Source organism: Paenibacillus sp. FSL M7-0802, assembly GCF_038004945.1.
Classification (GTDB): Bacteria; Bacillota; Bacilli; order Paenibacillales; family Paenibacillaceae; genus Paenibacillus; species Paenibacillus polymyxa_B.
Genome location: NZ_JBBOSD010000001.1, coordinates 4970089 through 4988146, shown reverse-complemented (window position 1 = coordinate 4988146; position 18058 = coordinate 4970089). Strand labels below are relative to the sequence as shown.

Here is an 18058-nt window from a genome sequence, read left to right as displayed (position 1 = left end):
AGTCCAAATCAAAAAAGGCCTTCAAATCCCTTAAGGGTTCTGAAAGCTTCCTCATGGAGTATGAACTCGTCACGAGTTCTCCACTTTAAACCTTACTTATAATTTCCAAAGCTACTCTCACTAACCTGATATCACCCATAAATTCTAACTGAATGACCGCTTGTCGTTTATGTCTATCTATTTTCTTAACTATACTCCCCCTTCCTTTAAGTGGGCCATCTAGGATACATATATTGTCTCCTTCAATAATTCCAGTTGATGATTCTATACAATAGCTATCATTGCATAGACTTTCTAACATTTGTTTCTCCGAATCTCTCATTGAAGCTTCAAACTTCGAGTATCTCAATAAACGAATGATATCACTAGAAGTGCAAATCATTGAATTTGTACTGGTTACGAACTGCAAGTCAGGTAAATTCGACTCAATAAATACATAGCTTGGGAACAAAGGAGCCCATTCTTTCTTTACTATTCCTGCTACTTTAAAGAGTCTCTCTTGGAGTGGTATAAAGGGTTTGTAGACTTCAGAATCCAACCACTCATTAATAAGCTGCTTGACCTGTTCTTCCCTACCCGTTCGCACAAAAAACACGTACCAGCTCACTTAACTCATCTCCTATAAAAACGTACTGCCAAATCATCTCCTATAATGTCTACTACCCATATACATAGCTTCGCCCTTTCACTTATCCTACTTGATAAGCTACAATCTCTCACGATATATCCCTCTTTGATGGTTAACGTGACCCGCCAGCGATTAACCACAGAAAAGTTCCTTTATTTTTCATATAATCATATAATTGGAATAATGTTTTTCCATTATAATCCTCTACTCAAACCCTGTCAATTCACAGTTGATTGGAAACGGCCAAGTTCAGATTGGATTCGCAAACCTTTCTGAAAATGCTTAATTTGAAGTCATTATTATCTTTCGAATACAGCTTCAACGTTTCTGGCGGCTTATAAAAGAACTGATCCGAGTGTTTTACTCTAGTTAACTTGAGCATCTGGGGCACAGACAAATGATAGATCGTTATGTATTATTTTTTATATTTAAGATTTTCTCTCACCATTAGAACTGGGCCACAATACAGACTCATTTGAAATCGAACAGGCCCTTTTGGTTCGGACGCATTCTAAATTTAATAAAAGATTCCTTACTCGTAAATTGAAAATAAATATTTTCATCCATGAGGTGATTGAGTGTAAAACCAGGCGCTTTACCAAATGAATGAGCAGGATAAATTTGAATAGAGTCATCAATTTCTCGCTTTATTTTTTGAACACTATTATATAATTCTATTGGATTTCCTCCATTTGGGTCACAAAAGCCACAACCTTCAATGAATATTGTATCCCCAGTAAATAAGCGATCTGATAAAAGATAGCATACACTTCCCGCGGTATGTCCAGGAGTCAAAAGACTTTTAATTTCTGTTTCACCGACCTGGATTGAATCCTTGTCTTTAATTGAATGTAAATTTCTACATCTAAAATGATAAAAATCGATTTCGTTTGTTGACATGAATACCTGCGGGTTATATTTTTCCAGGAGTGGATTTACCAAATTAATATGATCCCAATGTGAGTGAGTTAATAGTATCGCTTTGAGATCGCCATTCAAATGTTGAAGATAGGACTCTACCTTTAATAAATCCCATGATGGGTCAACAATAGCTATGTCTCTTGTTTTCTCATCCATTACAAAATATACATAATTGATGAAATTCATAAAACAGACTCTTAACTGTTCCATATGAAAAGTCAGATTCATATCAGCTTCACCGAACCACCTTCCCAATGGTTAATTAAAAACAACAACATTCTGATTTAAGGTTTTGGGCCACTTCACTTTTTAGAAATACTTACTATTTAATTATAAAGGCCTAATTTCGTTGTCCTATGATTATAACAATTGATGCAATAGAAAGGCTCCAACTCTCTGTTACAAGATCGCTTAATTTTTCCAAAACAAAAAACGCCTCTCCGTATGTTAACGGTGAGACGTTTTTTGTTGATCCTACATACCTGTTACGGAGTATTCCGCAGGTACACAGAACCTCGCGTTATTTTCGTTCAATTAACTTTGATGTGTCCATGGTAATTCAAGAATGCCGAGGACCGGGATCGAACCGGTACGGTAGTCACCTACCGCAGGATTTTAAGTCCCTTACGAATAGTAAGCGTGTGAAAACCGCGCTATATCAACGTTTTAGACCGATTATATACGTTAAATTGACGACAAGTACCCGAGGACCTCACCGTTCATTTATGCGTGATGTGATTTCGTAGGCTCCCGCTCCTGTGCGGTTGCTACCGTTATATTATACGGTAAATATTTCCGGTATACAAGCATCTCATAAACGAAGAAAAGCGCCCGCCCACGAATCATAACCGTAGACGAGCGCTTTATAATTCTCGGAAGTTTATTTTGATACGCCGATTTCTCACGCACCAGATTCCGGACCGACGCGCAGGGGCATTGGGGGTACGGCCCTCGCAATCTCCGAGCAAAAATACGCTTATTCATTCGCTTTTGATAGCGTAAATAAGCGTTAATTTCGATCGGACACACGCAGCCATACGTACCACCCGGTCGCCTTTTATGCAGCGGCTATTCACGGACATGTGCACAAAATCCATATTATGCGAATATGTCTGCGCCCGGAACCCGCGCCGCTATGCGGTTGATGCCGCGCTGTATAAACGTACCCTATGCACTGTATATACATTACCAGCGTATAATCCGTATAAATCCCGTAGCTGCGCGGGTTTACGCGTTATCCGCCCATCTACTCGCTGGTAACGTATGCAGTGAAATACGCTGGTTTCCACGCCCGTTATACACTGCGTATGCAGCCGGAATGTGTAGCGTAAATCCGCCATTACGGAAACCTCGCGCCAGTCAACCCCCGAGTTGTAAGGCGGACGTGCGTCGGAAGCTTCGTGTAGGTAAAACGGGCTATATGTCCGGAATCGTCGGATCATTCCGCCAACATTCGGTCCAACTCTTCGATATCTTTGCGGATAGCTTCGTCCGATCTACGTTTGTTCTCGACCTCTTCACGCATATCGACAACCTCCGTCCGATCCGTTAGCAATCCGTATCTACGCATGAACAAATCGATTGCCTTTACGGAAGGCATACCGTTATTGCCGCCCATAATCGCTTTCATTAACTGAGTGTACACGGTCGACCGCATCGAATCAAGTTGACGCTCGGCTAAGTAGTTGACGTAGGCAGCGAACGTCGTCTGCGCCTTCCACTCGTATAGTGTTGAGCGCGCTATGCCGAGTTCGTCCGCAAGCTCCTGCATTGTACGCTTCTTTCCAACGTCGGAAAGTAGTTCGCCCCACTCGTTGGATACGAGTAATTGCGCGGCCCGTTGCTGCTGCGGCGTAAGTTGTTCCTCAAGTCGTTTACGCTGTGAGCTCATTCGGTCTCCCCCTCTATACGTTTCTTCACGTCGGCTATTGCGGCTTGAAACGTTTCCTCATCGCTAAATGCTCCCGCCTTTTTCATTGTGTCCCTACTCGTCAACCACTTAAGCGCAATATGAAGACTCCGCACTTGAGCGTTAACATCGAGTGTATCCAGCTTATCTTCGTCTATTGCGTTGTTTACGCGGTTGATAACTCCGAGAGATAGCTCAACGCCCAAGCCCGGTACGCCGTAAAGTTTCTCCTCCGCGTGTTTCAGTAGCTTTGTATACTCAACGTATTGGGAAAGCCTGTCCGTATCAATACGCGTAACCTCGCCCTCGGCCAGTATTCGGGCGTATTTGACCACGATCGCGGTAAACGGTTTGAGTCGGCCGATTATAGCGAGAGCCAGCGGCGTGCTAACGAACTTAGGAACGGGCTTCGGGTACGCGTCTAATCCTTGTTCAATACGGAGTTTACGTATGCACTCCGTTAAACGTGTGACGCCGTTCATACAATCATGTCCCCTTTCGTAATAAAAGAGCGAGCCGCAGCCCGCCCGTTATTAAATCCGCCCCAACACGATATAACGTTGTCCCGCGCCAAACGACGCAACGGCCACTCGGTCGCCCGCCTTCAACTCGTCGTGAAACGTAATCTCGAACTCGCCGGACGTGAATGAACCGAAGTTAAACACGTCGCTGAACGCTTTGGACGTAACCGGTGCGGAGGACTCCGTTTCCTTCGTTACGCGCGTATATCGGTTGAGTTCGAGCGTAGTCGGCTCCACTGCTTTAACGGACACCTTGCGCGTGTGTTCACGTAGATGCTCCGGTATGATTACGTCGTCTCCGTCGAGTTCGATCTTCATGTTATCGACTTGCATGCGGAGAGCTGGCGGAGGAGCGAGGATTGTTGCGTATTCGATATCGACCTCTACGTTGTGTCCGAGTTGCTTGATGACATCGCGGAACTGTGATACGCCGTTACCTTCGATTAATTTAATCACTGAATTGTTCTCCTTTCGTTAGATAGCGAGACGACGCGCCAACATACTTGCGAACCGTTCAACGTCCATGTCGTTAGTGATCGTGACGTTCTGAATGACGATTGACGGTGCGTTGCTGCCTTTACCACGCTGCTGATCACGCCACTCGGACGCTTCATGCTTCGTGAGAACGGCCTCGTCCTTATGAAGACGCGCCGGATAACCGTTATAAGGTACGGTGTCGAGTCCGCCTGCGTGTCCGGTCGCAAAGTTACGGATGGCCGTACCTGTATCAACTACGGAACCCCACGCTTTCTCGCCCCAAGTCTTCTTAGGTGGGGCTTTGATCTCTCCACCTTCAATGAGCGGTTTGCCTGGCTTGTTCTTTGCATTCTCAACGGCCGAGTTTTTCAAAGAATCATAGCTGGAATACTGACGTTCGATCAATTCTTTCGCAGCATTGTTAGGATTCAGAGCTTGGACGAGGTTAAAGTGCTCTTTAATCCCTTTCATAACACCGTACGCGATTGCCTGGCCTACGCTCAATGCTGCGCTTGCGATTTGAGGTGCTGACGCTTCTACAACATCTATCATTACGCCCAATGCGCTTGACGTGATTGTCTCAAATCCTACGCGTCCGCTCTTGTTCCACCAGCCATTGAACGTCTCAAGGAGCGTATCAAAGACGAAGGTGACTTTACTCTCCAAGTCCGGAAGCTTGTTGAACTTCGGATTGTTGATGAAGTTTGATTTAATATAGGATTGCGCAGTCGTTACCGCCTTTTGTACGGCTGCTGTAATTTGCGGAGTGTACTTCGTTACAAACTGGGATGCAGCATTTGCCAGTTTAGCAATAATCGGCATTGTCGGAAGCAATGCGGAAATCTGCAACGTCTCTATGGCTCCTCTGAAATTTTCGAGACTTCCCGCTGCATTATTCATTTTCTCCTTGGCTACTTGAAGCGCTGTAACGTTGCTCATCTGGCGGTAAAACTCTTTGACACCCTTGGATCCCGCCTTATACAACGTAGTCGCCGCCTTCACACCGTCCGTACTAAACATGTCCAGCAACGTAGCGGTTCGGTCCTGCTCCGACATTTTACCGAGGGTCTTTTGCAGTACGTCAGCAACGCCCGCGAGGTCTTTGATCTTGCCCTTTTCGAAGAACTTATTCGCCTTGCCAACGCCGATACCGAGCTTTTCAAATAAGCGCGTAGCCTTCTTCGTCTGTGGCTGTAGGTACATCAGCATAGACTTGAAAGACGTACCTGCGTCTGAACCGGATTTCAAACCGTCATTGGACATGAGACCGATCGCTGTATTCAAGTCTTTAAATGACAGACCGACCATGTCCGCAACGCCGCCCGCGCTCGCAATCCCGTATCCTATATCTCTAACCCCGGTAGCCGCAGCGTTAGCCGTACCCGCGAGTATGTTTGCCGTCTGCGCCGCAGATAGCCCGTCTTTCTTGAACGCATTCATTGACGTTGCCATAGTTTCCGCAGCTTCCGCAAGCTCAAGACCGCCAGCCGTCGCGAGATTCAGGGAAGCGTTGAGACCGCCCGCTTGTACTTGAGCGGTGGACATTCCCGCCTTGAGTAATTCCTCGATCGCTTTTGATGCTTCAAGTGCTGAATATTTAGTTTCAGATCCTTGTTGTAACGCGAGCTGCTGCATCTGCTTCATTTGTGTATCAGTCGCACCGGTTAACGCCTTGATCGTGGACATTTGGCTTTCAAAATCCATTGCTTTTTTCAAAGAATCCCCGGCAATTGCGACCGCAGATACAGCCGTACCTAATCCCGCAGCCACGGCTCCAAACTTCATCATGCCGCCCATTGCCCTACTAAGCTTGCTAGATAGATCGTCCTTGAGGCGTAAATGCCCGATTAAATCGAAGCTCAATTACGGATCACCCACTCCCGATAACGGTCGATCGCACGCAGCAACTTACGCAGCGCATCGTGTACGGTTAACGTTTGACGTATTGCATTTCGACCGCGATCCACAGCCTCGTCCGCCTTCTCAAGCGCATCCGAAAGACGACGCATGTGGTAGCCGACGGTCTTAATCGAGTGAACCCCGGAAGCCTCAAATTGTGCGGCTGTCTCCGTCCACGTTGCGTACTGTTCTGCGTGGTTTGTCCGGAATGCATAGTTACCCGGGCGTGTATACGTAATGATCTCCGCCAGTAGCGTCGCGATCGGCACTACCCGCTCAAAAGCTACCGTAATATTGTCCGACATATTACTCCCCCTATCGTTGTTGCGCCGCCTTCGCTTCCTTCGGCCAACTTATAAGTACCAACTGCCAATAGCTTTCGGCTTCACTGGCTCTACTGGTGCAAATAAATAACCACTCCTAGTCCTAAGTGTTTCAATCGCGTCATCAACTCCCCACACCTTGCCGTTATCGTCAATGGATACGCCGGACAAGTCCGCCAGTGTGTACGCGGCGTCGAGTGCATCCGGAAGCACGCCAGCATTTCTTGACACGACCAGAAACTCCGCCCGGACAAGGCGTTTATTTGCGGTCTCTAAAACACCATCGCTCATTACTCCGCCGCCTTTCCTGCCCCAACGCTTAACGTCTGATTCTCATCGTCTTTATAAATCCAAGCCAAGTCCTCCTCAGTTTGGCGGATACGGTCCCCCTCTTCGTCCACAAACGGCTCTGGCGTGTATTCTGGATGTTTAACAAAAAACGAATCCGTATCGTTGATATAGCGCGCATAATCCGCCCCAAAAGTTTCTTCTGCCGCGCTGTTTACGATAACGCTACGGTGAATGCGTGAATCCTCAACGAGCATTTGCGCAATCTCAAGGACTTCGCTGGCCCCGCGAAAATCCTCGCTTTGAAACGGCCTCATCAAACCGTCGTACATCTCGCCGAGTTCTCTACGGACGGAAGTCGTTACCGCCGCAGCGCCAGTGCCTTTTTGGGAGTTACCGTCCCCTGGAGTAGCGAGGACTTTCGTTGTGAGCTCCGCAAAGTCGTCCCGGACAAGCTTCGCAAGGTACGGGTCATCCAACTTTTCGACGAAGCCGCGCAGCTTATCAAACGCCGACTTCTGCGACGTGGCGAACATTAATTCCGTTTTCAGTGACCGGAAAGCGTCCTCAAATCGGCCGAGTTTCGTCGCATCCGGCTTTCTCGGCGGCGTGTAAATCACCTTTTCGGCTTCCTGGATTGTCTTTTTGATGTCCGCGACGTACTTTTGTCTCATCGTGTGTGTTTTTTGCAAGAATTCAATCGCATACTTTTGTTTAGCTTCGGCTTTGACCTCCTGCTTGCCCTCTTCGGTGAGGCGGCGGTCCGATTCAATCTGTGAAATTTCAGCGGAGAGTTTCCTTTTATATTCCAGCATCATACCAGTTGAGGATTGTTCAATTTCGCGTGCTCTCTGTAAACTTGCCTTTGCTTTTGCGTAACTCATTTTCATTTCCCCTTTTAGTTTAGTTTGCTTGTACGTCCTTCGCCGCAGGCTTGCCGCCTCTACCCTCCGTTAATACGTAGCTCACGTGCAAGCCGACCGGCACCTCCGCCGCATCGAACGATTCGCAGTCGGATAGATGGAAGAATACGCGATCCTCACCGGACGAGATGAACCCGTAGCCCCGATCGCTAAAGTACGAAACTACACCGGATTTACGCTTTACTCTCGCCGGCTTATCCGACTCCTTCCGACTGATACCGAGTGACGGGCCGATGCTGGCGATCTCGTCGCCGGTACCGACGCCGCCTGTCCACGTTTTTGAGTTAATGAATTTGCTCACGTTGATTCCTCCCCTTCAAACTCTTTAACAAACTGGTCCACCGCTCCATTGACGTTCGACACCACGGCAACCGGATACTTCCCGAAAAGGTGACGCCGGTCTTGTACCTCGAAGTACCCGGACCATAGCGCATCAACTGCGCTTTCTAGCGGTGTCTTCTCTGCATTAACAGGCCAGGTCCCCGTCAGCATATCAACGCCGGACGCATCGTAAATTTTAACGATATCCTGGCCGCCCTCTTGCTTATGGATAACTTGCGTACATTGATCGCTCATTTCCGTCTCCCCTTTCGTCTACGTCTCCGTTCCTCTTCCGCGATCATAGGCGCAGCAAATCGAATCCATGCGCGGGATACGGAGTCACCGAATGTAATATTGATACCGTCAGCGAACGTTACGACTGTTTGATATTGCGGATTCACGTTTACTACCTCCTCGCTACTTGTGTGCTCAAATACCGACATTGTACGGAATCATCGCCGCGCCAGGCTTTACACCGCTTATCCGCTTTTGACATCGCGTGAAGTAATACGCAGCTCGAATCCAGCTTGTAATACGGACAGTATGTAGCCGCGTCCTCTCGTTCACTCACTAGCTCACCTCCCGTTAAAACCGTGCATAATCCGTACCCATTTCCGTGTTTTCGCTTGATTTCAGACGCGCAAAAATAAGCCGAGGGTCATAGTTCCTCCGCTTGTCTAATACGCTAATACCACGCTAACTCAACGTATAGGGTACTGTCCTCATTCGCGGATTTGGCAATTTAACAGCCGCTTGATTGACCGTTTCCGCGCTTCCGGTACACGATACTGAATCGCAATTAACTTGCCGAATCGGAAATACTCAGCCATGACGTGAAAATCCGAATAGCTACGCTTGATCTTCGCCATAACGGTAGCATCCTCTGTGTAAGCTGCGAGGTTGTCCGAGTCAATCCGCCATATCTTGTTACACACGTAAAGTCCTCCTTGCTTTTATGATTTAAAGCAATGAAGTGAAAAGACAAAAATAAAGACGCCTGTTAAAGCGCCAGTTTAGTTGATTCCTTTGCCCGCTGAATTGCAGCTAAAACGTCGTCTCCCGTTCCGAAAACCTGTGCGATCTTGATTCGCAGGTCACGGGAAACAGTTCGGCGACCGTTTTCGACGTCAGATATGCAGGACTGACTTACGTCTAAAGCCTCCGCAAAGCCTGCCTGCGTCATGCCGACCATAACACGAATGCCGCGAACTCCCGTTCCGTCCATTATCACAGACCCCCTTGTCCTATTTGTAATAACGCCTATCCCTTAAATAAAATTAACGGGAACGTTGGTTCCCTTCCCACCTTAGGCGGAAATGTGGACAGTACGGGGCTTGCGGCATTCTACAAACTCCTCTGTCAATGGTTGTTCGTACATGTTATACGTGACTACCGGCCCCCACCATATGGAATGTTCATTGCCCTTGTATTTGTTTCGGTTACTCGTCCACCTATATTCCCCATCCAGGTAACCCGCGTTCTCAGTTCCCTTCTTATCTACGAGCTGCACAGTATTCTTTCGACCGTGCCCTTCCTTCCGCTTCTTCGCATCAATCATATTCGCGATTTTCTTTGGGTTTCCAAATGACCGCTCAGAGCGTTCCTGTAGGTCCTCCATCTCCTGGGGATTGTAGAAACCATACTCTAATTGCGTGCGGTTTCGCTCACCCTCAAGTTTGACTGTTCCGTATCTGTCCTGGCGTTCCCACAGCGTCTTAGATACTCGGCGGCAACTTGGTCCGCAATCCACTTTACTCGAGCGGCCCTCGAAAGGATAACGGCATACGCGACATAGCTTGACGCCCATTTTCTCGGCGATATCCTCTGCGTCAGCCTCACAGTAAATCCGTACATTGTGCCTCCTCATGAAGTCTCGCGCGCCCTCACCTGGCGGAACATCAACGTCACGATCACGAGGTTTGTCGTATGGGTCGCGTAAAATTGACAACCCGTTAACGTGATCCTCAGCGAGAATATAATCCGCCAGCCGTTCCAAGCGCTGTTTATCGAGCCGTGTCCGAAACCTGCCGTCACCGCCTATGTGAGCATCGAAATAATAAGCGTCATATAATTCGACCATTGTCTCCGCTACCTTCAGTCTCAGCTCAAGCGGATGCTTGGCGTACGCCCTATAGTTGGTACGTGTCCAGTTCGGGAACAATTCGCAGGAGTCTCCAGAATAATCATATCTGTCTACGCCTGGCGTAACGATGAGCTCAAGTTGCGGACTATGTTGGTACTCAACTAACTTTTTGGCTGCTTCCAATAAATCCCCTCCTATAATGGAAACTTAATATTTTGATGTCCACGTATCTGTTGTTCTTCCTTAGTGGAAGTTCTCACGCAAAAATCTATATGTGACTATCCTAATGCGCGCATGATACTTCGCTAGGAATGAGCGTAAGCGAATGACGACGCGTGAGGGATAGTGGCCTTCTATCCCGAAACAGGTCTTATCTCCGGAATTATTTATTATTCTCTCTTGTTACTCTTTCTTCTTATTCTTTCTCTAGTTAAATAAGTGAATAACGGATACTAAACGTCTTAATCTTGGTTATTAAGTAATTTCACATCGACTAAAAAACATCGGTACCGGCTATCTGCTTTCGTTCAAATTCCTCCTGCTTCTCTGTGAGACGAGCGCGATCGGCTTCCAGTTCACTCTCTAGCCTGTCAAGTTCTCTAGCGAATCTCTCTATTTCCGCCTTGTGTAGTAGCCTAAATTCTGCCTCAGTTAATGGCTCTAGCGGTTCATATATTAATTTGTTTGCGGTTCGGGATGACTTCGTAACCCTGAGGAGACCGTGTTCTTGCAGGATGTCGACGTGTTTACGTATTCTATATGGTGACATACCGGTCTGTGCGGATATTTCTTTTTGATTCAACCAAGCTTTCCCGTACATACGGTGACTTGATTTATTCTGGCGCCATGATTTGAGATACCCGTATAAACCGACAGTTTCCAACGTAAACCCGTCCAATAGCGGGTACATTCGGTATACGATATTCGGTACACGTGGAAATCCCTCATCATGTGCGAGTGATTTCGTTGTATCAATTGCCATCGTGTTCCCTCCTGCATAAGATAATTGAGCGGCAGCCCACAACGGAGCCGCCGCGTTTTCGTTAGTTTTCACGCCCAGTTACAGTAGTAATAACCTTCTCCAAGGTCGTGCATATCAGAGGGAGCCCCCGAGCCTGTCGCAAAACGGCAGATGCCATAATACTCAAGTGCCTTCCGAGAGAATTCTAGTATTCCTACAGTTGCCTTAATTATGGAGCGGACGGCCTCCACATCACCGCGTTCTGCTAATACGTCAAATACTCTCTGCTCAATACCTGTTGCGATTGCAAGGAAGTCCGTATCTACCCTTAGAAGGTATTCACCTGTGAGTAACTCACCAGAAGCCACACATTCCACGACCGTCTTTAAAAATTCAGACTCGTGTAAAACCGTGCCTTCTGCCATTACTGGATAATCCAACGGTACGAAACGGTCAACACCAACCCATTCTGCATATTTCTCCAATTTATCTTGCTCCATCTGTGTTACCGCTTCTTGTCTAATGTTTGTCATAAAAAATCGCTCCCTTTTCGTTTGGTATTATGAGATGCGGTTTCCCGCGGTCTACCTAGTTAACCGAATGCGCGGCGTCGTTATGCACACTTTCACTACGTTTGTTTCCAGCGGAATGAGTTTCGCGCAGTTGAGCGTATTGTTTTCCGCCTTACATTTACTCCAACGACACTCAACGCCTCATGTCGTACTTTTGCGGAAATTTATTTTCGGACTCACTTACTACAACGTATACCGACGGCCGTTTCGCACATCGGATACAGTATTATCTACAGCGAATTTTGACTCCGCACAGGACTGCGAGAATTTTTCCCCCTATATATAAATAGGACACGGAATCGCAAAAACGGGACACGTGACTACCGCCGCACATTAACGAACAACTTTTTTCGCAATAAAGTGGAACCTACGTTCCCATTCTGCGTATTACTGGATATAACAAGCAGACGACCGGTGCCTGAACCGGATTTACCGGCCGATCGTCCGAGGATGAAAAATTTATATGAACTACGCCTGCCTGACGGATATTGCCGTATCCGGACGTAGGAATTATTGTAAGGAACCCGCCAGCCTACAGAGACGTTGGCGCGTCTGACGTAGCCTGACCGAAGAACCACCGAGCAGTTAGCGCTACTCAGCGTTAAAGAAGCGACCTGTTAGCGCAGGCCAAGCGTCCGCATGGCGAACCCTCCGATTGGCGTCGGAAAGTACGGACATTAGATTTGACCGCTCGTTGGCGCGAGGCAGTCTGATAATACACGCGCGTCTCCTCCCCATATTGGCGTTAGGTTCATCGGAGCGGCGTCATCCCTTCTTCTTAACGAGATTTAATTCGATATCACCGCGGTCGTCGAGCCATAACAACTCGTCGATTAGAAACGTCAATCCGTCCATACTGCGGAGCCGATCGAGTGTTTCCATGACTACTTCCAGTAAATCGCGCTGAACGTTTCCTGCAAGCTGAAGGCCGCCCGAGTCTCCGTCGATAAATAAGTGCGTGTGTTCCGGATGGTCAACTTTGCGGACGTGACGAAGCCATAAAATACCGTTCTCAAGGTGGAAAAAGTAGTGATCCGCGTATAAAACGCCCTCTACGACTTCATACATATGTGGCAGATCGTAAGGTCCGTAGGCCAGCGCTGCCCGTTCTAATTCGGTTGACTCGCCCATACTCAAACGCCTCCATTCGGAAATACGTTGTTAAACGCTGTATTTAGTTCTTTTAACGTCTCAATTCGTTCGGCATCGGTGAAGTGCGGACTTTCTAATACGTTGCCGACCGCGAGAACATAGAACCGAAACGCGATCATTAACGCCTCGCCCGTCGTTTCGGAACCAAGCCGATAATCCGTGAATATTTCCAAGTAAGACATTACGTCAACACCTCTCGCGCAATCAGTACGACAGTGTAGATAAACTTAAGAATTGCGACGATACGCTTGCGATTTTTACGTGATAATACGTTGTTACGCGTAGTTGATAAACTGCTTACTGCGTTCAACCTGGACGCCTCCCTTCCCGACGATGAATCCGAGTTCCTTCATTACATCCATTGACAGCGTTAAGCTACCGAGCGGCGATCGCCGACTGACTCCCGTTATCCTCCAGAATGCGCGCGGTTGTATGACGAGTTCCTGGCGCGTGCCGACGTACCGAACTATGTAGTTCCCTGTGATCGGATCGAGTACGTAGCGAACTTGAGCCGGAGTAACTAGCGGGCGTACAACACGGAAGACTTCGCGCTTCATTTCTGCGTCCAATTCAAAGCCGAGTTCGACGAGTTGTGCCGGAGTAGCTCGGACAATGTCACCGTAGAGATACGGATTAGCTTGCGGTATAATAGTGAAGAATAATTCCGATGTAACGCGGAGTTCTTGACGAGTGCGGCCGCTTCCGACAGTGAGGATGACGTTACTTTCGCGACGATTGCGGATGAAACCTAACGTGATTGACATATGATTGCGCCTCCTAGCGGGATCTATAGGATAAATTGCGTTGATGCTTCGTTACGGTACGATGTTGCGCAGGATAAAGATGAAACCTTCTACTAACTCAATACGTTATTAACCTAATAAGATAATAACCCGTCGAGTTAATATAGTCAACCCCTTTTATAATAAAATAAAATTAATAACAAGGAGGATCGCGAATGATTCGTTTTACACTTGAAGAGATGCTCAAGAAAAGAGAAATGAGTATGTACGCATTGTCTAAAAACTCAGGTATCCGTCCAAATACTATAAGCCAGTGGGTAACAAGCGAGGGTGCTGACGTAAAGTCTATAACTATCGAGACTCTAGATCGAGTTTGCTCCGTATTAGACTGTCAACCGGGGGATTTGATTAAATACATACCTCAGAATGCGAAAGAAAGTACCGAGCAAAAAGAATAAGACCGTTAATATCTCTTTCTTAAGAAAATAGTATAATTTAAAAGGAGTGGGTTTGTTTGAAATTAAACTCTCACGTATTAACTGAAATTAAAAATGCGCTTGATTACTCATGCTTTTCCAATGAAGACTTTATTCTTCAAAATGACAATGATCATATAGCCAGCCTTACTATTAAATACAGGTTTCATACTAATTTCTCATTCAAGTTAGATATTTATTCGAGTTCTTCTATAAAAGCTACCTTTTCCCCAGGCTCTCTTCTCGACATCGAAACCATAGGAATCCGAGACCAAGAAGATATTGTCTCATCAATAGTAGATTGGCTTGAGGCTATTGAAAAAGACATCGGCTCTTCCCCAATTCTCAGGAAGTTAAAAGACAAAAATTCAGAGTTCCAAGAAAAACTAAATAAACTCGAAGAGAACATTAACCAATTTAATTTGGATAGTCTTTTTACTAGAAATGAAAGTCAGGATATTAGTGAACGTTTAGATCAATTAGAAGAAGTATTCAAACAAAAGCTAGAGGAGGAACAAAAGACGCAAGAGACTCTATACCAAGAAATCAACAAGTTTTCTAAGGAAATAGATATTCTAAAAAAGCAACTTGATTTCCTAACTAAAGAAAATTGGCTCAAATCATTTTTCACCAAAACATTTAATTGGGGTAAAAGAAATCCTAAAACAGTCTTAGCTATTGGAAAAATGGCTTATGATCTGCTCCCGGAGGAAGTTAAAACACATATCCCTGAACAATTACTAGAATTAGAGGTAGGTGACGAAGCCCCAGGTACCGATTCATTAGGCGTGGCATCTGGAGAGTAATTATATATTTACCTACGATAACTGCGGAAATCAATGCATTCAAGCGCGTTGCAGGCGAAGCTATCTTCGAAATAGGACGCCTCCTCAAGTCCGTACGCGATGCGAAATTAGATAGTACGGACCGGGAACTAAGGAAACTCGCTCAACAACGTGAAGAAGCGGGCGGGTGGATACGCTGGCTTGAGGAACACGTAGACTTCGATCGTTCACACGCACACAGGTTCATTTCGGTTTTTGATGAGATGGGCGATGTTGGTACGTACCAACGTTTAGGGCTACGCGCACTCTACGAGATCGCAACGCTTCCGCCTGACGAACGTACTCGGGAATACACGCTGAAATCTGGTGTTACGAAGGGCCCGGACGAAATGACCGTCCGCGAGCTACGGGAAGTTAAGGCTGCGCTGAAGGCAGAACGTGAGGCACGAGAACAAGCGGAAGCACTATATAAACAACGAAAAACCCGTAATCCTCTGCGTTGAGGACACGGGCTTTTAACTTTAAATTAGGCGTTTATGGCGCTACCCTTACGTGGGTATTCAGAGCGAAGTGACGGCGCTTATTTACGGTGAAAATACGCTTAATAACTAGGTGTGCGCTTTGATTGAAACCCATCCATCGAATTATGTCCATACAATTTGAATAATTCTGTTATAAAAACATCAACGATTTCAGGGGCCACATTTGCCATTCTCTCAACGGTTTTATTACTGTAAATTTCTGATTTATACGAGGAGCTAAAATGTATAATTTTGTTTCTTATCTTTGTTAAATCACGGTACTTATTTTTGGTATTTCTCTCAAATTTTTTATCCATTAATCTCTCAATTGTATAAATTTTAGCTGGTATAGTTACAAAGTTTTCGGGTGTGTTACTACTTCCATTGAGTGCTTTTAGTAATTCAATATCTACATCCTCTTCAAGTGAGGATTCGTTCTTCATTAAGAATTTATGTACTATTGTTGACATAGCTGCTTCTCCAGATGTACAGAAATTTACAATTGCAGACCTATGGAATCTATTTCTTACAAATATATCTTCGGCTTCGTTTCCTTTATGTAAATAAAATAATCCGTCGTTAAACATTTCTGCCATATAACTCTGCCCAGCTACTGTAGCTAACTTTTCCGATAGCATAGTTTCACTCCTTTGTGTATGCCTTTTTATAAAGTGAAAATAACTCCAATCATAATACCCAAAAATCCGCAAGCAACTGATAGCGCCATGATTGCGACTCCCTGGACGTCCTTGCCAGACTTTTTCGCCAAATATCCGAATACAACTCCAGCAGCTCCGACAAGCAACGGGAAGAATATCAGCGATACGACAGCGCAAAGCCACCCGAGCACCGGATATACGTTAGGCTGCGTTTTCTTCTGTTCAAACCGCTCCTCGAACTTACCGCCTTCCAACCGAATCCCTCCGTATCTCACGTTACGTATATCCACATAATACCATCGGACTAGGTCCATGTCACTACGGATATTCGAAAAAGCGGACCCATCTCTGCATAAATGAGTCCGTTGTTATCTCCATTATTTCGGCATCCATACGTCAATCAACACGACGGACTGGTTCGCCTCTATTACGACGCTTACCAATCGAGAGGGTTCCGGAATATCGTCGCCATCCGCTTCCATTCCGTAGAGATGCAGCGCAAGGCAATCCTTCGCCATATATAGCGCTTCTTCGTCCGTGTCGCCGCATGTGTAGGCGCCTGGCAAGTCTGGGAAGCTGACGGAAATGCCATCGTCTGCATAATCGAATATGGCGGGGTATACGTATCGGTTTTTCATAAGTGACGCCTCCTACTGATCGTTAAGAATTGAATTTACCGGTGAATATTTCGTATGCTGTACGGAGATATCTGGCTGATACATCTCTGCGTAAAGCTTCACCATCTCTAGCGTTTTATGGCCCATGATCGACATAAGCGAAACAATATCACCACCGTTCATTAAGTAATTGCGCGCAAACGTATACCGAAGCGAATGGCATGATACGCGAACTCCCTTGATATTCGCCAGTTTTCCGTAATCGCTTATCTGCTCCTGTACATAGCGGCGTTTAAGCGGCTGTCCCTCCGCATTCACGAAGAAAATATCGTGTTCCTGTTCTCCGCGCATCTCCTGATATTCACGCAATCTTAGCGCCAAAGTTTCGCTGAATGGCACAACGCGTTCTGTGCGGCCCTTCCCGTAAATTTGAATCACTTGCTCCTGCCAGTAAACGTCATGGACACGAAAGGTCAGCGCCTCCTCCAAACGTATTCCCGTATCCAAGAGAACGAGTAGGAAGACGTATGCGCGGAAGCCGGCTATCGTACCTCTATCAGGCGCGTCCAATAACGCAACAACCTGTTCGCGACTTAGCGTGCGATTAATGCGCTTTTCTTCAACGAGTTTGTCGATCGGTTCCATTGGGTTCTCATTTAAGTAGCCTGAGCTATGCAAGTGATTAAAGAACGCGCGCAAACCTCTTATATATTTGTTGACTGTAGACGCTTTATTACCTATGTCTAATCTACGTTGTATAAATTCGTATACGTCCTCCGTAATCACGTCTATAGGGCGTGATACATCGTTTTCGGCCAGGAACTCTTTGAACTTACTCAAGGTTTGAAAGTAAAAATCATGTGTATTTTCGGTCAAATTTTTGAGTTTCCTTGACTGAAGGAACCCAGTTATAGCTTCGTCCATCTCCAATAGCTCCTTGTTCTGCTTTTGTTCAATGATTTTCTTTCTTTTCTCTTTGTAGTCCATATTCAAACTCCTCTCCTATTATTAAGAGAGTTTAATCTAATAGCTCATCGAATACAAAAACGGACTCACCTACGCAATATCGCGCAAATGAGCCCGCTTGTATAGACGCGTGTTCAAAGTGAACATGCGTTTTACATCGTTGTCTCTTCCGTCTTGAACGTCGAGTACACGCCAGTCCCGATTAACGCGTACGAAACGAAGTCGACTCTACACTTTTTAATTATCTAATCGATTAGACAATTGGGATGAGATTGTGTAAACTAAAAATGTAACGCATTACAAAAAGAAAAAG

28 protein-coding genes are annotated in these 18058 nt (G+C 46.2%); 3 read left to right on the top strand and 25 right to left on the bottom strand.

The window, feature by feature from the left end; genetic code table 11:
- Positions 1-85 precede the first annotated feature (85 nt).
- From loaP to MHB54_RS22865, 21 genes are all read right to left on the bottom strand, one after another.
- On the bottom strand, positions 86-607 hold the full coding sequence (gene loaP, locus MHB54_RS22965; RefSeq protein ID WP_023989394.1) for an antiterminator LoaP: 522 nt from the start codon (positions 605-607) through the stop codon (positions 86-88).
- 492 nt (positions 608-1099) lie between these two features.
- Positions 1100-1777, bottom strand: a complete 678-nt coding sequence (locus MHB54_RS22960) for an MBL fold metallo-hydrolase (RefSeq protein ID WP_023989395.1) — start codon at positions 1775-1777, stop codon at positions 1100-1102.
- A gap of 1210 nt (positions 1778-2987) precedes the next feature.
- Positions 2988-3440 (bottom strand): phBC6A51 family helix-turn-helix protein, encoded by a 453-nt coding sequence (locus MHB54_RS22955; RefSeq protein WP_264453574.1) that lies wholly within the window; start codon positions 3438-3440, stop codon positions 2988-2990.
- On the bottom strand, positions 3437-3940 hold the full coding sequence (locus tag MHB54_RS22950) for a hypothetical protein (RefSeq protein ID WP_264453573.1): 504 nt from the start codon (positions 3938-3940) through the stop codon (positions 3437-3439). Before MHB54_RS22950 ends, MHB54_RS22955 begins: the two co-directional genes overlap by 4 nt.
- 51 nt (positions 3941-3991) lie before the next feature.
- The gene (locus MHB54_RS22945; protein WP_264453572.1) at positions 3992-4435 is read right to left on the bottom strand and encodes a DUF2577 domain-containing protein; all 444 of its coding nucleotides are present in this window, start codon (positions 4433-4435) and stop codon (positions 3992-3994) included.
- Positions 4436-4453: 18 nt separating this feature from the next.
- The gene (locus MHB54_RS22940) at positions 4454-6319 is read right to left on the bottom strand and encodes a phage tail tape measure protein (protein ID WP_264453571.1); all 1866 of its coding nucleotides are present in this window, start codon (positions 6317-6319) and stop codon (positions 4454-4456) included.
- The gene (locus MHB54_RS22935; RefSeq protein ID WP_264453570.1) at positions 6316-6660 is read right to left on the bottom strand and encodes a hypothetical protein; all 345 of its coding nucleotides are present in this window, start codon (positions 6658-6660) and stop codon (positions 6316-6318) included. The genes MHB54_RS22940 and MHB54_RS22935 overlap by 4 nt, the downstream gene beginning before the upstream one ends.
- 48 nt (positions 6661-6708) lie before the next feature.
- Positions 6709-6909: a phage scaffolding protein gene (locus tag MHB54_RS22930; protein WP_264453569.1), complete on the bottom strand. Its 201-nt coding sequence runs from the start codon at positions 6907-6909 to the stop codon at positions 6709-6711.
- 59 nt (positions 6910-6968) lie between these two features.
- The gene (locus MHB54_RS22925) at positions 6969-7850 is read right to left on the bottom strand and encodes a hypothetical protein (protein ID WP_264453568.1); all 882 of its coding nucleotides are present in this window, start codon (positions 7848-7850) and stop codon (positions 6969-6971) included.
- A 19-nt stretch (positions 7851-7869) separates the two neighbouring features.
- Complete coding sequence (locus MHB54_RS22920; protein WP_264453567.1) at positions 7870-8190, bottom strand: cold-shock protein; 321 nt, start codon at positions 8188-8190, stop codon at positions 7870-7872.
- The gene (locus MHB54_RS22915; RefSeq protein ID WP_264453566.1) at positions 8187-8465 is read right to left on the bottom strand and encodes a hypothetical protein; all 279 of its coding nucleotides are present in this window, start codon (positions 8463-8465) and stop codon (positions 8187-8189) included. Before MHB54_RS22915 ends, MHB54_RS22920 begins: the two co-directional genes overlap by 4 nt.
- Entirely contained in the window at positions 8462-8611 is a 150-nt protein-coding gene (locus MHB54_RS22910; RefSeq protein ID WP_264453565.1) for a hypothetical protein, read from the bottom strand. The genes MHB54_RS22915 and MHB54_RS22910 overlap by 4 nt, the downstream gene beginning before the upstream one ends.
- Before the next feature lie 28 nt (positions 8612-8639).
- A complete protein-coding gene (locus tag MHB54_RS22905) occupies positions 8640-8777 on the bottom strand; it encodes a hypothetical protein (protein ID WP_340982034.1) in 138 nt (45 codons plus the stop codon).
- A gap of 155 nt (positions 8778-8932) precedes the next feature.
- Positions 8933-9145: a hypothetical protein gene (locus MHB54_RS22900; protein WP_264453563.1), complete on the bottom strand. Its 213-nt coding sequence runs from the start codon at positions 9143-9145 to the stop codon at positions 8933-8935.
- A gap of 65 nt (positions 9146-9210) precedes the next feature.
- Entirely contained in the window at positions 9211-9435 is a 225-nt protein-coding gene (locus MHB54_RS22895; protein WP_264453562.1) for a helix-turn-helix transcriptional regulator, read from the bottom strand.
- 81 nt (positions 9436-9516) lie between these two features.
- A complete protein-coding gene (locus tag MHB54_RS22890; RefSeq protein WP_264453561.1) occupies positions 9517-10476 on the bottom strand; it encodes a hypothetical protein in 960 nt (319 codons plus the stop codon).
- 310 nt (positions 10477-10786) lie between these two features.
- Positions 10787-11275, bottom strand: a complete 489-nt coding sequence (locus MHB54_RS22885; RefSeq protein WP_264453560.1) for a hypothetical protein — start codon at positions 11273-11275, stop codon at positions 10787-10789.
- A 68-nt stretch (positions 11276-11343) separates the two neighbouring features.
- Complete coding sequence (locus tag MHB54_RS22880) at positions 11344-11787, bottom strand: hypothetical protein (RefSeq protein WP_264453559.1); 444 nt, start codon at positions 11785-11787, stop codon at positions 11344-11346.
- Positions 11788-12591: 804 nt separating this feature from the next.
- The gene (locus MHB54_RS22875; protein ID WP_264453558.1) at positions 12592-12957 is read right to left on the bottom strand and encodes a hypothetical protein; all 366 of its coding nucleotides are present in this window, start codon (positions 12955-12957) and stop codon (positions 12592-12594) included.
- A gap of 2 nt (positions 12958-12959) precedes the next feature.
- Positions 12960-13160, bottom strand: a complete 201-nt coding sequence (locus tag MHB54_RS22870) for a hypothetical protein (protein WP_264453557.1) — start codon at positions 13158-13160, stop codon at positions 12960-12962.
- A 93-nt stretch (positions 13161-13253) separates the two neighbouring features.
- Positions 13254-13742 (bottom strand): hypothetical protein, encoded by a 489-nt coding sequence (locus MHB54_RS22865; RefSeq protein WP_264453556.1) that lies wholly within the window; start codon positions 13740-13742, stop codon positions 13254-13256.
- 194 nt (positions 13743-13936) lie between these two features.
- Here MHB54_RS22865 and MHB54_RS22860 point away from each other — a divergent pair, with 194 nt between their 5' ends.
- From MHB54_RS22860 to MHB54_RS28765, 3 genes are read left to right on the top strand one after another with little or no spacing between them, the layout of a single operon-like run.
- Positions 13937-14179: a helix-turn-helix domain-containing protein gene (locus MHB54_RS22860; protein WP_264453555.1), complete on the top strand. Its 243-nt coding sequence runs from the start codon at positions 13937-13939 to the stop codon at positions 14177-14179.
- Positions 14180-14235: 56 nt separating this feature from the next.
- Complete coding sequence (locus tag MHB54_RS22855) at positions 14236-15003, top strand: hypothetical protein (RefSeq protein ID WP_264453554.1); 768 nt, start codon at positions 14236-14238, stop codon at positions 15001-15003.
- Positions 14979-15485 (top strand): DUF3102 domain-containing protein, encoded by a 507-nt coding sequence (locus MHB54_RS28765; RefSeq protein WP_413630615.1) that lies wholly within the window; start codon positions 14979-14981, stop codon positions 15483-15485. Before MHB54_RS22855 ends, MHB54_RS28765 begins: the two co-directional genes overlap by 25 nt.
- A gap of 98 nt (positions 15486-15583) precedes the next feature.
- On the opposite strand, the gene MHB54_RS22845 is transcribed toward MHB54_RS28765, so the two are convergent.
- From MHB54_RS22845 to MHB54_RS22830, 4 genes are all read right to left on the bottom strand, one after another.
- Positions 15584-16141 carry a hypothetical protein gene (locus MHB54_RS22845; protein WP_264453552.1) on the bottom strand — a complete coding sequence of 186 codons (558 nt, stop codon included), beginning with the start codon at positions 16139-16141 and terminating at the stop codon, positions 15584-15586.
- A 26-nt stretch (positions 16142-16167) separates the two neighbouring features.
- Entirely contained in the window at positions 16168-16437 is a 270-nt protein-coding gene (locus MHB54_RS22840; RefSeq protein WP_340982033.1) for a hypothetical protein, read from the bottom strand.
- A gap of 102 nt (positions 16438-16539) precedes the next feature.
- The gene (locus MHB54_RS22835) at positions 16540-16800 is read right to left on the bottom strand and encodes a type II toxin-antitoxin system HicB family antitoxin (RefSeq protein WP_264453550.1); all 261 of its coding nucleotides are present in this window, start codon (positions 16798-16800) and stop codon (positions 16540-16542) included.
- Positions 16801-16812: 12 nt separating this feature from the next.
- The gene (locus tag MHB54_RS22830; RefSeq protein WP_264453549.1) at positions 16813-17766 is read right to left on the bottom strand and encodes a tyrosine-type recombinase/integrase; all 954 of its coding nucleotides are present in this window, start codon (positions 17764-17766) and stop codon (positions 16813-16815) included.
- Positions 17767-18058: the final 292 nt, after the last annotated feature.